Here is a 15,784-nt window from a genome sequence, read left to right as displayed (position 1 = left end):
ATTTTAAAACGTTGTCTTTTAGTTAAAGCATCAAGTAATAAGGTGAAGTAACAAATGTCACTATCGAATATTGGCGCAGTAATTATTGGCCGTAACGAAGGTGAACGTCTAATACGCTGCATCAAATCACTACAGCATGATTTAGAGCACATAATTTATGTAGATTCTGGTTCTAGTGATGGCAGTGTGGAGGCATCAAAGACTTTGGGTGTTGCAACTGTCATATTGGATCTTGATAAACCTTTTACTGCTGCTCGAGCTCGAAACGAAGGAGCCAGAGAACTGATTGCAGCCAATCCTGCTATTGAATTTATACAATTTGTGGATGGTGACTGTGAAGTCGCTCAAGGGTGGATTGATAAGGCATATATATTTCTGAAAACTTCACCTGATTATGCTGTTGTTTGTGGAAGGAGACGTGAACGGTTTCCGCAATACTCTGTATATAATCAGTTGTGTGATGTAGAGTGGAATACGCAAGTAGGTGATGCACACTCATGTGGAGGAGATGCTTTAATACGTGTTTCAGCTTTTCAGAGTGTTAATGGTTATTCGGATTTTTTGATTGCAGGTGAAGAACCTGAAATGTGTTTTCGTATGCGTCAGCAAGGATGGAAAATTATGCGTCTCAATGTTGAGATGACTTTACATGACGCAGCTATGACAAGATTCACCCAGTGGTGGAAACGTCATAAAAGAGCAGGTCATGCTTATGCTGAATCGTTTTATCTTCATGGTAGCTCTCAAGAGCGGTTTAGATATAAAGAAGTTCGGAGTAATATTTTTTGGTCGCTCCTTTTACCAACAGTAATCTTGTTCTCATTATGGCAACCGTTGATATCGTGGTTATTGTTTGTATATCCTCTGCAAATATTAAGGCTGACAATACGTGACAAGAGCAAGTATGCTTCGATTTCACTATCTTTTATTGTTGCCTGTTCAAACGTATTATCTAAATTTCCACAAACATTGGGCATCATGACGTTTTATAAAAACTTTTTAACAGGTAAACGACAGAAAATCATCGAATACAAATAACTCTCAGATTCGACTGAATTTCCGACTACTTAATATAATGAGAATAATTTATGAGTTATCTACTGGTTTCACCATGTCGCAATGAATCTGATTACATGCGCATAACACTGGATAGTGTTGTTAATCAGTCCATCAAGCCTGATCTATGGGTGATTGTTGATGACGGTTCTACTGATGCGACGCCACAAATTTTGGCTGAGTATGCTGAGAAATACTCATTCATAAAAGTAATTACACGTGAAAATCGAGGCCATCGTAGTGTCGGTCCTGGTGTGATCGAAGCCTTTTATTATGGCTATGAACAGGTGGATGTCAGTCAGTTTGATTTTATCTGTAAATTTGATTTGGATTTAGATTTGCCCCCACGTTATTTTGAGATTTTGATTGACCGCATGAAACAAAATCCACGTATTGGCACATGCAGTGGTAAAGCGTATTTCAGAGATAAAAAATCAGGTGAGCTTATAAGTGAGAAATGTGGCGATGAGATGTCCGTTGGCATGACAAAGTTTTATCGCCGAAGCTGTTTTGAAGAAATTGGTGGCTTTGTACGCCAAGTGATGTGGGATGGAATCGACTGCCATAAGTGCCGTCAATTGGGTTGGATAGCGGTGAGCTGGGATGAACCTGATTTAAAATTCATTCATCTGAGACCTATGGGCTCAAGCCAGAAGGGGATATTTACCGGGCGTATGCGTCATGGGTTTGGTCAGTATTTTATGGGAACTGGGCTGGTTTATATGACCGCTTCCTCGATCTTCCGTATGTTACATCCTCCTTATTTTCTGGGTGGTGCTGCTATGTGGTGGGGATATGTGAAAAGTATGCTGACCCGGCAGCCACGCTTTGCTGACAAGCCACTTGTTGCGTTTATTCGTCATTACCAATGGCAATGTCTTGTCAAAGGGAAAGCTGAAGCAACTCGACAGTTAAACGAACAACAAACAGTTGTTTGGCAACAATCTCACGGCTAGAAGGGAATACGTTTGAAACTGGCATATCTGGCACCTGAGATTCCTGCGTTATCTGCCACATTTGTATATAACGAAATTCTGGCGTTGACTGAACTAGGCCACGAGATAATACCGTTCTCTGTGCATAAACCGATCATGCCAGCCACTGATCAACACCTTGATGAATTGAGGTCGAAGGTTATATACCTTTATGCGATGCCAAAAAAGACTGTTTTTTTTAGTCATCTCAAATTACTGACTAAAAAACCTATTCACTACATCAAAGCACTTAGTGAGTGTATGAAAGATATGTTCCAAGTGAACATTCTATCGCGTGATGCACGAGGTCTTTTTTATCGCTTCTTCTATGCAGCTAAGCTGGCACAAGATTTAGTAGACAATGATATTCAGCATTTACATGTGCATTTTGCACATGTGCCCACGGATATTGCGATGTATGCCAGTATGCTTTCAGGTATTCCTTTCAGCGTAACAGCTCATGCAAACGACATATTTGAGCGCGGTTTATTATTAGATAAAAAGGTCGAAAGGTCAGGTTTTTTTGCCACAATTTCTGATTTTAATCGTCACTACATTCAGCAAACTTATCAAGTTGATCCTGGTAAATTAGAAATTATTCGCTGTGGCGTAGATAGCCGTGTGTTCACTCGCAAGTCTTCAATCGCATTATCAGATCCTGTTCGGATTGGCGTGGTCGGCAGGTTGGTAGAAAAAAAAGGCATTGATACGCTTATTTCTGCTCTAGCTATCTTACATACTCAATTTTCTGATTTTAAAGTAGAGATTGCCGGTTCAGGTCCACTGGAAGAGGAATTAAAACAGCAAGTCAACCAACTTGCTTTGACCGATAAAGTCGTATTTCTGGGGCCATTACCTCATGACCAGGTGGTTAAATTTGTTACTGGATTAGATTTGTTTGTCTTACCCTGTAAAAAAGACAAACAGGGTGATATGGATGGTATCCCGGTCGTATTGATGGAAGCTATGATGGTCGGGACGGCCGTCATATCATCAAAGATTTCAGGTATTCCTGAGCTGGTGATTAATGAACAAACCGGTATGTTGATTGAGCCTGACAACAGTGAACAATTGGCTGCTGCGATGCTCGAGCTAATAAAGGACGAGGCTTCAAGGACGACATTGATCCGTAATGCCGAGAAAAAAGTTCAGCAAGAGTTTGCACAGGATATCAACGCCAGGCGCTTGCAGACATTATTTACTGAAACAATCGGTCGTTTTTAGATGCAAAAACAGGGACGGTTTTTCAGACGACGATATATGCTTGTTCCTACCCTATGGACAGTAATAATTACTATATTGTTATTGCTTACTATAACCGTATTTTTTGTAAACAATGTTGCGTTCTTTTTAGCGAAACAAGAGCCGGTGAAAGCTAATATTCTAGTGGTAGAAGGCTGGCTTGAGCCTGCCGCACTCAGTCAGGCTTACGCTGAATATAAAACGGGTCATTATGATTTGGTTATTACCACCGGTGGCCCTGAAGCAAGAAATTTTACCGATCAGTTCGATTCATATGCCGAACAAGCGGCATATCAGCTAGCTTTATTGGGGCTTGATGAGAATAAGTTACAGGTTGTTGCCACCCCAGCTTCTGCTCAAGATAGAACCTATTTAAGTGCTGTGATGGTGAGAAAATTTATTGAGTCATCAATTGTCGGAGATGAAGTGAAAGGCATTAATGTATTTTCTGCTGATGTTCATAGCCGTAGAACTCAGTTTTTATATCAACAGGCTTTTAATGTTTTGCCCATACCCATTGGTATTATCTCAGCTGTGCCAGAAGACTTCACTTTAGAAAATTGGTGGCAAACCAGTGCCGGTGCCAAAACGGTACTGGTTGAATTAATCGGCTGGATTTATGCACATTGTTGTTTTGATTTACCAGTCAGGAATTCTTACCAGGAAATGTGGGGATTACCTCGCGATGAGACTATAAAATGAGTAACACATCTTTTTTTCCTGACCTCCATCAGCGAAACAAACAACATGTATTGATGGGCTTGCCTTTTGACTTTGTCAGTATGGCTGAATCAGCAAGCCTAATCGAGCAGGCTGTTTCATCAAAAAAACGCTGTTTTCTCTCTACCCCAAATATTAATTTCACCATAACAGCGAATGAGGATGATGCATTTTATCAATCAGTCGCTGTCAGTGATTTATCTGTGATTGATGGCATGCCTTTAGTCTGGCTGGCTAAAATGATGAAGTTACCGGTCAAAGAACGAGTAGCTGGTTCAGATTTATTTCAGTTTTTGTCCGAAAAAAAGAGAGAGCAGCCGATTAAAGTCTTTTTCTTCGGTGGTGAAAGCGGTATTGCCGAAAAAGCACATAAACAACTTAATATTGATTCCGCGGGTATGGTGAGTGTTGGTTTTTATGATCCGGGTTTTATCAGTATTGAAGAAATGAGTCAGGACAATATTATCCAGGAAATTAATGACGCAGAACCTGATTTTTTGCTTGTTGCGCTGGGTGCAAAAAAAGGTCAGGCCTGGATTATGAATAATATGGCGAAGCTAAACGCGCCGGTGATTAGCCATTTGGGGGCGGTAATTAATTTTGTGGCTGGTTCAGTTGTCAGAGCGCCTGAGAAATGGCGTAAATTCGGACTGGAATGGCTTTGGCGTATAAAACAAGAGCCAAACTTGTGGAAACGGTATGTAAAAGATGGCTGGAGTTTGAGTTGGTTATTACTGACAAAGCAACTTCCCTATTATTTTGTGAATAAAAAATATAAGCGTGGTATGAGTCAGGATAATGCCGTCAACTGGCAACCAAACACACACACCTTGTTTTTAGCCGGCTGTTTCCAAGCAAATAATCTTGAGAAAGTAGATGCATTGATAAGTACCATGGTGTTAGCTAATCACTCCCAATTAAAGATCGATTTGTCTGGTGTTAGCTATATTGATAGTACATTTATGGCGAGGCTATTGACACTTCAAGGCAAACTTAATTTGGCAGGTTGTGATCTTATTGTTTTGAATCCCAAACAGAAAATAAAACGATTAATGTCATTAGCTGGTGTTTTAAAACGATTCAAGGTAATCTCAGGCTAATTCATTACATGAAACAGCAAGGAGCGGGCACAGTGTTAAGCTATCAAAAAGCAAGTGTATTTATAGTCACGCTTGTGTTGGCTTTTATCACCTATTGGGGGGGGATTGCTGAAGCATATATGCGGTGGAATACACAGGAAGAGTATAGTCATGGTTTCCTCATTCCATTGGTCAGTCTCTATATACTTTGGGAGAAAAAAGATCTGATTCTCTCATCGGTCACTCGGCCCATGTGGAGTGGCTATTTTATCGTTCTCTTATCGTTACTTGTATATATCCTTGGACAATTAAGCGCCTTATTTATTCTGATTCAATATTCCTTTGTTCTGACTCTGGTTGGCTTGTCCATGATTTTTCTTGGCAAAGCCAGTCGATATACACTCGCTCCGATCTTGCTACTGTTATTTGCCATACCTTTACCTTACGTCATTGAGGTTGTGCTGACGGCGAAATTGCAGTTGGTGTCATCCTGGTTAGGCGTTCAGGTCATTCGCCTTTTTGATATTCCCGTGTATCTGGAAGGGAATATCATTGATCTTGGCGTCTACAAACTTCAGGTGGTTGAGGCCTGTAGTGGTTTACGCTATTTATTCCCGTTGATGAGCCTTGGGTTTATTGCAGCTTATTTTTACCGTGCCAGCTTCTGGAAAAAAGCCGTCGTTTTTCTGGCAACCATCCCTATCACGATTTTGATGAACAGTTTCCGAATTGGTGTGATTGGCGTGCTGGTGGATAACTGGGGTATTGCCCAAGCAGAAGGGTTTTTACATGATTTTGAAGGCTGGATTATCTTCATGGCCTGTGCTGGTCTGCTTGCATTGCTGATTTGGCTAATGGAAAAGCTGACATCGGGTTATTCGTTTGCCGATGTCTTCGGGGTAGAGCAATACAATAAAACCAAACCAATATTTTATGAAAACAATGCTTCGTCATCAGGTAATCTGATAATTTTTTCTCTGACTGTTCTCACCCTTTTATCAAGCTATGGTGTAACACACTATATTGATAATCGTCAGGAAATCATTCCAGAGCATAATGCCTTAGTAAATTTTCCGATGAAACTGGATGAGTGGACAGGATATCAAATGCCTCTAGATGACAGGGTTGAGTCCAAATTGGCGATGACTGATTATTTATTGGCTAACTATCAAAATAAGCAGAAACAAACAGTCAACTTTTATGTGGCTTATTATGAAACGCAACGTAAAGGTGAGTCACCACATTCTCCACGCGTATGTATTCCTGGCGGTGGTTGGGAGATAGCTGCATTTGACCGAATCGAAGCGAATGGCCACCCCGCCAATCGTGTCATCATTAAAAAAGGCACACAAGAACAACTCGTGTATTACTGGTTCCAGGGGCATGGTCGTATTGTCGCGAATGAATACATTAACAAGTGGTATTTATTACAAGATTCAATCATTAAAAACAGAACTGATGGCTCATTGGTGAGAATGGTCACCATGGTGGCAGACAATGAAACAGTGGCGCAGGCAGAACAACGAATATTGTCGTTTATGCAGGTCGCCGAGCCAAAGTTAAAACAATATATTGCGGAATAAGGTAGGGATATGAAAGCGAGTAAAGGTTTATTGCTGGTATTGATGCTGGGGATGGCAGCGGGATGTGGAAGTTCTGCTGATAGTGCAGCGGATTATGTTGAAAGTGGTAACGAGTTTTTTGATAACGGGAATTATGACAAAGCTCGGTTAGAATATAAAAATGCTATTCAGATTGATCCCCGACAAGCAGAACCTTACTATCGATTAGCCCTGTTAGATGAGCAAAGCAAAAACTGGAAGCAAATGTTTGCTAATCTGACCACGGTTGAACAGCTGGACCCCAACCATGCAGATGCTCAGATTAAACTTGGAAGACTTTACCTGCTGGGCGGTAAACTCGATGAAGCGATGACCAGAGCCGACAAAGCGCTGTCTTTAAAACCTAAGAGTTTTGATGGTCGAATTCTCAAAGCCTCTATCCTGGCTAAGGAGCAGAAGTTTGATGAAGCATCCAAACTGCTTGCTGAAGTAGCAAAAGATTATCCTGATCATAAAGACATTCTGTCTTTAGAAGTTTTAATCATGAAAGACAAAGGTCAGTTACCTGCCGCACTGGCAAAAGCTCAAGAGGCTGTTGAAAAATATCCTGAAGATCTGTCGTTGCGGTTAATCGAATTAAGTCTTTATAACGAAATGAAAGACTACAAGGGTATGGCTAATGTCTATGAAGAGATTTTAGAGCGAAAGCCTGATGAACGCGAAGTGGTATTGTCTTACGCTAAACTTTTAGTCTCACAGTTGGATAGATATGACGATGCGCTAAACATTTTACAGTCTTTCCTGAAAATACATCCTGATGACGCTGAAGCTCAGCAATTTTTACTGGGACTAATTAATCAGAAAAATCCTCAAGAAGCACTCACTAAACTGGATGAGATGATTAAAGCCGCACCCGAGAACTATGACTTGCGTTTTGCTAAAGCGGCCTTGTTAGATAAAAATGGTGATGTGGATGGTTCTGTCAGCGAACTTAACCGTATTGTTGAGGAAGACCCACAGGGTATTAACGGAAATAAGGCGCGGGTGATGTTAGCGTCGTACTACGCGTCAAAGCAGGATTTCAACAAGGCACGTGAATTAGCACAGGCGGTTCTTGATGTTGCTCCTGAGGAAAGTGGTGCATTGTTGGTTAGAGCCAAACTGGACTTAATCGATCAAAAGTATGATCAGGCTGTCACGGATTTAAGAACCGTATTAAGAAACTCGCCTGATTCAGATGAAGCTATGATACTACTTGCACAAGCCTATCAGAAACAAGGTTCTGAAGCTCTGGCAGAAGACAGCTTCCGACAAGCTTTAGCAGCCAACCCTTATAACGCAACTGCTGCATTAACAGTATCGAGTATGTTGGTTCAAGAAAGTAATTACGATAAGGCTGAACAAGTTTTGGTGACGGCTTTAGACAAAAATCCGACCAACGCTACATTGCTGCAACAACTGACAGAGGTCAGAATTCTTAAGAAAGACTGGAAAGCAGGCATTGAAACCATTGACCTTCTTAAAGACCAGCAAGGTGATACCTTGCTTTCTCATTTATTATCTGGACAGTTATACGAAGGGCAGGGTGACTACGCGCTTGCCAAGGCCGAGTATGAAGCTGGTCTTGAGTTGGAACCTAATTCAAGTCGTGCAATGCAGGGACTGGCTACCAGTATGGAAGCATTGGATGAAAATGAACAACTAGAAAGTTATTTGAACAATTTCAACCAAAAATACCCTAATTCGATGAATGGTTATGCCACTCTGGCTATTCACTACTTTAGGGTCGACAAAGCGGAACAGGCTGTCAGTATTCTTGAGAAAAAAATTGCTGAACAGAAAAACTGGACGCTGGGTTACTCGCTCTTAACAGATTATTACTTACGTAATGACAAATTAAATGACGCTGCAAAGGTATTGAAACAAGCAGTTGATAATATAGATGACAATATCCGTTTTTCACTACAACTGGCTTCTATTGAAGAGTCGCGGGGTAATTATGGTGAAGCACGTAATTTGTATGATGCAATTCTGAAAAAGAATAATAATGTGGATATTGCTGCTAATAATTTAGCCAGCTTATTAACCGATCGGTTTGAGTCGCCAGAAAACTTAAACCGTGCGTTGGAAATCACCCAACGCTTTAAGTCTTCAACACAACCTTATTTTCTGGATAGTTATGGTTGGGTCAATGTAAAACTGAATAAGCTCGATGAAGCAAAACCCGTGCTGGAACAGGCGGTTTCATTAGAGCCGAATGTTGCGGTATTTAATTATCACCTCGGTGTTTTACATGCGAAACAGGGCAATAATGATTTAGCCAGACAATATCTGAACACGGCTAAGCAACAAGCATCACAAGATAATGATAGTACTTTAATGGCCGATATTGACACGGCATTGAGTGCACTAGATAACTAAAGCTATTAACTTGTTAAAGCGGAATTTTAAATGATACCTGTTGTAATGTCTGGAGGAAGTGGTACGCGTTTGTGGCCACTTTCACGTAAACATAAACCCAAACAATTTTTGAATTTGTTTGGTGATGACTCTATGTTTCAACAAACTATTCTTAGACTGAAAGGTTTAGATAGTGCATCTCCTATAGTGGTATGTAATGAGAGTCACCGGTTTATGGTGGCGGAGCAATTACTAGAAATTGGTATTGAATCTCCCAGTATCTTACTGGAGCCTGCTGGTAGAAATACAGCGCCTGCTATTGTGAGTGCTGCATTTCAAGCACTTTCTCGTGAACAGGATCCGGTACTGTTAGTTTTGGCTGCTGATCATGTTATTGCGGATATTGAAGCCTTTCATCAAGCAATAAAAATCGCTGAACAGCAAGCATTAGCGGGAAATTTAGTGACATTTGGTATTGTTCCGAATTGTGCCCATACAGGTTACGGCTATATACAGGCTGAAGAAAAAGAGGCGATTTCTGCAGTTAAACAATTTGTTGAAAAGCCGGATTTAGAAACCGCTGAGCAATACCTGGCCTCTGGCGAGTATTACTGGAACAGTGGGATGTTTATGTTCAAAGCTTCGCTATTGCTCGAAGAAATGAACAAATTCAATCCTGATATCGTTGAAAAATGCCGTTTAGCCGTATCACAAAGTGAACAGGATTTAGATTTTGTTCGCTTGAATAAAACCGCTTTTGAAGCCTGCCCATCGGACTCCATTGATTATGCTTTGATGGAGAAAACCAATAAGGCCGTCGTCGTGCCGCTTGATGCTGGCTGGAATGATGTCGGCTCCTGGTCATCGTTGTGGGAGTGTTCACAACAGGATGAGAACAATAATGTGCTGAAAGGCGATGTCGAAATACAGAATGTAAAAAACGCTTATATTCATAGCGAGCACCGACTTGTTTCTGCAATTGGTGTTGAAGATCTGGTAATTGTAGAGACGGCGGATGCGGTGATGGTCGCCAGTAAAGCACAGGCGCAGGATATCAAAGATATCGTTGCCAAACTCAAATCACAATCACGCCCTGAAGCTGAAAATCATCGTCTTTGTTACCGCCCGTGGGGATATTATGATTCTATTGATTTGGGTGAACGGTTTCAGGTCAAGCGTATCCGAGTAAAACCGGGCGCGTCACTTTCTCTGCAAATGCATCATCATCGTGCTGAGCATTGGGTGGTAGTCCAGGGGACGGCTGAAGTAACCAGAGATGATGAGGTTTTCTTACTTTCTGAAAATGAATCAACTTTCATTCCTGTCGGACAAAAGCATCGACTGCATAATCCGGGGCGAGTGCCTTTAGAAATTATTGAAATTCAATCCGGTGGCTATCTTGGTGAAGACGATATTGTTCGCTTCCAGGATAATTACCACCGCAACTAAACTATCCAGATGAAAATTCATATTGAACAATTGATGTCAGATTCGGGCGTCAAATTTGGTACCAGTGGTACCCGTGGTCTCGTTACTGATATGACAGATCGTGTTTGTTTTGCTTATACCGCAGCATTCTTGCAGCATCTGATAGCTGGTAATCAGATTCAAACAGGTGATGAGTTCGGTATTGGTGGCGATCTGAGGTTAAGCAGTCCGCGTATTATGAATGCCGTGGCTAAAGCCTGCCAGTATTATGGTTTACGTCCCGTTAACCTGGGGTTTATTCCGTCGCCAGCGGTTGCTTTGTACGGTATCCAACATAAAATGCCGACCATTATGGTGACCGGAAGTCATATCCCCGATGACCGCAATGGCATGAAATTTAATTTGCCGACTGGGGAAATACTGCAGGCGGATGAACAAGCCATAAAACAACAGTTTGTTGATATTCCTGATGAGTTGTTTAATAACGACGGTCAGTTTATCAAACAAGATGATGTTTTCGCTGAGCCATCTTTATTAGCTGAAACGCTCTATATCGAACGCTTCTCACATTTTTTCCCAGAAAATTGCTTGTCAGGCATGACTATTGGTATTTACCAGCATTCTGCTGTGGGTAGGGATTTACTTCAACAGATTTTATCTGTGCTAGGTGCAAACACTATTTGTCTCGGGCGAAGTGATCAATTTGTATCAGTGGATACTGAAGCGATTCGTCCTGAAGATGTTCAACTTGCTCAACAATGGGCTTCTAAACATGAGCTGGATGCGATTGTGTCCACGGATGGTGATAGTGATCGACCGCTTATCAGTGATGAAAAGGGGCGTTGGCTTAGAGGTGATATTGTCGGTTTGTTAACGGCGATCTATCTTGCTGCTGATATTGTCGTGACCCCTGTAAGCAGCAACTCCGCTGTCAATGCTGACTTTTTTGAGCAGGTCATACGTACCCGAATAGGTTCACCTTATGTTATTTCAGCCATGCAAACGGCCGTCGCAGAATCAAAAAAACGTATTGTGGGTTATGAAGCCAATGGTGGTTTTTTACAGCAATCAGCCATTGAATTAGCAGGAAATACATTAAGCCCTTTGCCTACAAGGGATGCGGTTATTGTTATTTTAAGCGTGTTGTTATTGGCCAAACAACGACAACAGAGCGTGTCTGAACTGAATTCTTCTATGCCAGCGATTTACACCAGTAGTGATCGACTGAAAAACTTCGCACTGGAAAAAAGTCGTTTACTGCTTGAAACATTATTACCTGATAATGAGCTGAGTCGAGAGCAGGTTAAACAGCTATTCCCATTCATGGGTGAGGTCAAAGCTGTTGATACAACCGATGGTGTGAGAATGTCTTTTGCTGATGATGAAATCATTCACATTCGGCCCTCTGGCAATGCCCCGGAACTCCGTTGTTACATTGAAGCCAATCACGAAAAACGTGCAATAGCGTTAAACCAGCAGGCTTTAGACGCCATACAACTTTGGGCCGGGTCAGTTTAACTTATACCTGTTTAGGGTGACTCAACTGAGCTTAGTGTTTGATAGCTTTTTCTATAGCTTGGTTGATAGTTTCAATTAACAGTTCAAAGTTAAGCGGTTTAGTCAGATAATAATCAAAACCCGCTTTCAGGCCTCTATCAATGTCTTCTCGCATGGCGTTAGCACTTAACGCAATTGTTTTGATATCACGAGTGATGGCAGAACGTTTCAGGTCTTTTAATGCCTCGAAGCCATTTTTGCCTGGTAAGTTAATATCCATCAGAATAACTTGAGGCTCAAATTGTCTGGCTATTTCTAATCCTGATTCTGCATCGGCGGCGGTTAACAAAACAAATTGCGAGTACTGTCTAAAAAACCGCTGCATCAGGTTTAAGTTGGTAGGATTGTCTTCTATACATAACACTTTGATATGCTGAGTCTGCTCACCATCCAATTGATCAGACTGGTTATTTGCAGCTGATAATATCGAGCTATTGTTGACGGATGAGCGCTGAAGCTCTATCCAGAATGTCGATCCTATATCTCGCTTGCTGTCAAAGCCAAAACGTCCATTCATTAGCTTAATCAGTTCACGGCTAATAACCAGCCCTATTCCTGTTCCCTGTATATCAGAGGTGTCTTTATCAAGACGGTCAAAGGGCTCGAAAAGACGTTGCTGTAAATTTTCATCAATACCGTAGCCCGTGTCTTTGATAGCAATGCGTATCGAGTCACTATCCGTATGGCTGACAATAATTTCTATACTTCCATTAGGCTTATTGTATTTTGCCGCATTGGATAATAGGTTAAGCAATACCTGTTTTAATTTAATGTGGTCGGCACGGACAAATAGAGAAGAGGCTTGTTTTGGATAACTTTCGGTAATACGTAAATCAAGCGCACTAAGTTGATTATGAATGAAAGGTAAAATATGTTCGATGAGTGGTTTTAGTTCGACATCTTCCACTGAGACTGACATATGACCACTCTCTATACGTGACAGGTCAAGCACCTCATTGATTAATGACAGCAAATGATTACCTGAGCTTTCAATCATACTGACCGATTCGCGTTGATCATCATTTAACTTATCCATCTGTAACAGCTGAGAGAAACCGATAATGGCATTGAGCGGTGTTCTCAGCTCATGACTCATCTTGGCAAGAAACTCACTTTTAGCCTGATTAGCATGTTCAGCCTGCTGCATGGCTTTGATCAGTTCTTGCTGATATTGATAACGTTCAGAAATATCACGAATCACGCCGATATAAAATTTACGATGGCCAAACTGCATCGGGCTGACATTGAGTTCAATCGGAAATTGACTACCATCTTTCCTGCTCGCTGATAATGAGCGGGTCCGATGAATAATTTTCGGTTCATGTATATCAGCTTGTTTCAGATAATTATCATGTTTATGTCGCTGTTCTTCATCTATTAAAATGGATACCGGCTGACCAATCAATTCGGCTTCCTGATAGCCAAATAGCAAACAGATGGCGGGATTGACCATGGTGATTCTTCCCTGATCATCGATGGTGACAAAACCATCATCTGTTTGTTTAATAATGGCATCTCGTTGTTGCAGTGAGACAATTTGTTGCTGGGTGGAACGGCGATAGAAATAGGTACCAAATGCCGTCATAAAAATGATAAATACAATACTGACAATGACGCTGAATAACAGCGAACGGTATAGTTTGTATACTTCGGAAACCTCTGTTTCTGTGACAATCCCCATATTGAGTTGCTCATCCCAGCGCCAGCTGCCGATGACTTTGACGCCACGATAATCACGATAGCCCTTCAGGTTGACCCCAGTTTTATGCTGAGTCAGGGACTTAGCCATCAGTGTCAATGGCATAGGGCTTTTCACTTTTTTGTCGGGTGACTCCAGTAAATCAAAACCGGGGTCACGGACTTCGAGTTTCAACTCAGTGAGCGGATTCGAAGCATCGATTAATCCTGCACGAATTAATTGGTTAGTAAATTTACTTTGGGTCAGCATCCGCCCTTGTTCATCTATGGCATAGGCTTGACCGGTTTGTCCGACCTGATTTTCATGAAAAGCTGGGTTAAACAGCTTGTCTGGATTAATTTCAAACGCAAAAAAAGCGACTGTTTTTCCCGCCCAATCATGGATAGGAGCAATAAATAACATGGTTGGTAAGGGATATTGATGCCGTAATGTTGATTGCCATAGGGATGAAGGCATAAATGGATGAGAGGTATAGACATCCTTTTTCGATAATGCAGCAAGAATATTATCTGGCAGGGTAATATTCTGTTCAGGCTTTGCGAAACCGCTGATGCCTGACAAAATCAACTCACCGTTGAGGTTAAATAATTTGTAGTCTCGGTAACCTTCATTGGTGATCGTTGCTTTCAGACTGCCATCAACGAGTTGATATAAATCCTGCTGCATCGCTCTGTTTTCATGTTTATTAGCTAATAAAGCGATTTGCTGAATAACGGTATTCTCTGCCCAATAAACACTATTTCGCTGGTGATTGGTGAAAGATTGTTTGACTCTGTTAATGGAGGTAACTAATGCCGTATTTAGACGTGACGTGACATCCTCCTGAATCAGTGAGAATAAATGCGAAGCTGCCACACCAGCGGCTATTAAAGCCGCTAATAAAATGATGATCGCTACCACAACAGGTGTACTTAACCACTTATTCTTATTCACCTGAAATGATGCACCTTATTGTTTTTTTATCTGAGACATTGGTTTGTTGGGAGTTGAGCATTGCTCAAATCAAAGTAAGGCATATTCGAGCACAATCTATTCAGTTCTGTCCAGTCTCATAAGCTTGGTAAAAATCGTTATTTATCAAATATTGTGACTTCTCATCAGCGTTTTTAGTGTGTAGTATCAATCCTGATGATTGCGGTCATAGTTGATAATGCAATCAGGGGCATGAGCAGTGACGCAAGTCCCTCATGCTGAGTTGTCGAGACATCGTAAGGAAGCGCAGCATGCTGGAGAATTATCTCCCGATTTTGTTGTTTATCATTATCGGCATCGGCTTTGGTGTTCTGCCATTGCTGGCTGGTTTTGTATTAGGACCTCGTCATCCGGATAGTGAAAAACGCTCAGCGTATGAATGTGGGTTCGAGCCTTTTGAAGATGCTCACATGAAGTTTGATGTTCGTTATTATCTCGTCGCTATTCTCTTTATTATCTTCGATTTAGAAATCGCATTCCTGTTCCCCTGGGCCATCGTATTAGATGAGATCGGTGTATTCGGACTCCTAGCCATGTTCTTATTTCTGGGTATTCTGGTGGTTGGGTTTGTGTATGAGTGGAAAAAAGGAGCGCTGGAATGGGAATAGAAGGTGTTCTTGAAAAAGGCGTTGTCACCACCTCTGCTGACAAGCTGATTAATTGGGCAAGAACCGGATCCTTATGGCCAATGACATTTGGCCTGGCCTGCTGTGCTGTGGAAATGATGCACGCGGGTGCTGCACGTTATGATCTGGACCGATTTGGCATTGTATTCAGAGCCAGTCCTCGTCAATCTGATGTAATGATCGTTGCCGGTACACTGGTAAATAAAATGGCGCCGGCACTTCGTAAAGTATACGACCAGATGTCTGAACCACGCTGGGTGATTTCAATGGGTTCCTGTGCTAACGGCGGCGGTTATTATCATTACTCTTATTCTGTAGTCCGTGGTTGTGACCGGATTGTACCCGTAGATATCTATGTTCCGGGCTGCCCCCCAACGGCTGAGGCATTACTGTACGGAATATTACAACTGCAGAAAAAAATTCACCGTACTAATACCATAGCCAGACAACCCTGAAAGCGACCTGTTTT

12 protein-coding genes are annotated in these 15,784 nt (G+C 41.7%); 11 read left to right on the top strand and 1 reads right to left on the bottom strand.

What is annotated here, in order from left to right:
• Positions 1 to 54: 54 nt before the first annotated feature.
• The 9 genes from QQL60_RS08490 (at position 55) to QQL60_RS08450 (ending at position 11,979) form a co-directional block, all read left to right on the top strand.
• Positions 55 to 1,038, top strand: a complete 984-nt coding sequence (locus tag QQL60_RS08490) for a glycosyltransferase family 2 protein (protein ID WP_284723044.1) — start codon at positions 55 to 57, stop codon at positions 1,036 to 1,038.
• Between the two features lie 50 nt (positions 1,039 to 1,088).
• Entirely contained in the window at positions 1,089 to 2,012 is a 924-nt protein-coding gene (locus QQL60_RS08485) for a glycosyltransferase family 2 protein (protein ID WP_284723043.1), read from the top strand.
• Positions 2,013 to 2,024: 12 nt separating this feature from the next.
• Complete coding sequence (locus QQL60_RS08480) at positions 2,025 to 3,254, top strand: glycosyltransferase family 4 protein (protein ID WP_284723042.1); 1,230 nt, start codon at positions 2,025 to 2,027, stop codon at positions 3,252 to 3,254.
• A gap of 144 nt (positions 3,255 to 3,398) precedes the next feature.
• Positions 3,399 to 3,974: an ElyC/SanA/YdcF family protein gene (locus tag QQL60_RS08475; protein WP_284723041.1), complete on the top strand. Its 576-nt coding sequence runs from the start codon at positions 3,399 to 3,401 to the stop codon at positions 3,972 to 3,974.
• On the top strand, positions 3,971 to 5,092 hold the full coding sequence (locus QQL60_RS08470; protein ID WP_284723040.1) for a WecB/TagA/CpsF family glycosyltransferase: 1,122 nt from the start codon (positions 3,971 to 3,973) through the stop codon (positions 5,090 to 5,092). Before QQL60_RS08475 ends, QQL60_RS08470 begins: the two co-directional genes overlap by 4 nt.
• Positions 5,093 to 5,100: 8 nt before the next feature.
• A complete protein-coding gene (gene xrtD / locus QQL60_RS08465) occupies positions 5,101 to 6,654 on the top strand; it encodes a VPLPA-CTERM-specific exosortase XrtD (protein ID WP_284723039.1) in 1,554 nt (517 codons plus the stop codon).
• Positions 6,655 to 6,663: 9 nt separating this feature from the next.
• Entirely contained in the window at positions 6,664 to 9,054 is a 2,391-nt protein-coding gene (locus QQL60_RS08460; protein WP_284723038.1) for a tetratricopeptide repeat protein, read from the top strand.
• A gap of 30 nt (positions 9,055 to 9,084) precedes the next feature.
• Positions 9,085 to 10,482 (top strand): mannose-1-phosphate guanylyltransferase/mannose-6-phosphate isomerase, encoded by a 1,398-nt coding sequence (locus QQL60_RS08455; protein WP_284723037.1) that lies wholly within the window; start codon positions 9,085 to 9,087, stop codon positions 10,480 to 10,482.
• 9 nt (positions 10,483 to 10,491) lie between these two features.
• The gene (locus tag QQL60_RS08450; protein ID WP_284723036.1) at positions 10,492 to 11,979 is read left to right on the top strand and encodes a phosphomannomutase; all 1,488 of its coding nucleotides are present in this window, start codon (positions 10,492 to 10,494) and stop codon (positions 11,977 to 11,979) included.
• Between the two features lie 31 nt (positions 11,980 to 12,010).
• Here the strand turns inward: QQL60_RS08450 and QQL60_RS08445 are convergent, their stop codons facing one another.
• Positions 12,011 to 14,650, bottom strand: coding sequence for a PAS domain S-box protein (locus QQL60_RS08445; RefSeq protein ID WP_284723035.1), 2,640 nt, complete (start codon positions 14,648 to 14,650; stop codon positions 12,011 to 12,013).
• Between the two features lie 290 nt (positions 14,651 to 14,940).
• Between QQL60_RS08445 and QQL60_RS08440 the strand changes: the two genes are divergently transcribed.
• Together QQL60_RS08440 and QQL60_RS08435 are read left to right on the top strand one after the other, a co-directional pair.
• Entirely contained in the window at positions 14,941 to 15,297 is a 357-nt protein-coding gene (locus QQL60_RS08440) for an NADH-quinone oxidoreductase subunit A (RefSeq protein ID WP_007146561.1), read from the top strand.
• Positions 15,288 to 15,770, top strand: a complete 483-nt coding sequence (locus QQL60_RS08435; RefSeq protein ID WP_007146560.1) for a NuoB/complex I 20 kDa subunit family protein — start codon at positions 15,288 to 15,290, stop codon at positions 15,768 to 15,770. Before QQL60_RS08440 ends, QQL60_RS08435 begins: the two co-directional genes overlap by 10 nt.
• Positions 15,771 to 15,784: the final 14 nt, after the last annotated feature.

It is taken from the genome of Methylophaga thalassica (genome assembly GCF_030159795.1).
Taxonomy (GTDB): domain Bacteria; phylum Pseudomonadota; class Gammaproteobacteria; order Nitrosococcales; family Methylophagaceae; genus Methylophaga; species Methylophaga thalassica.
Note: the sequence above shows the minus strand (reverse complement) of the source record. Positions and strands in the feature narration are given on the sequence as shown.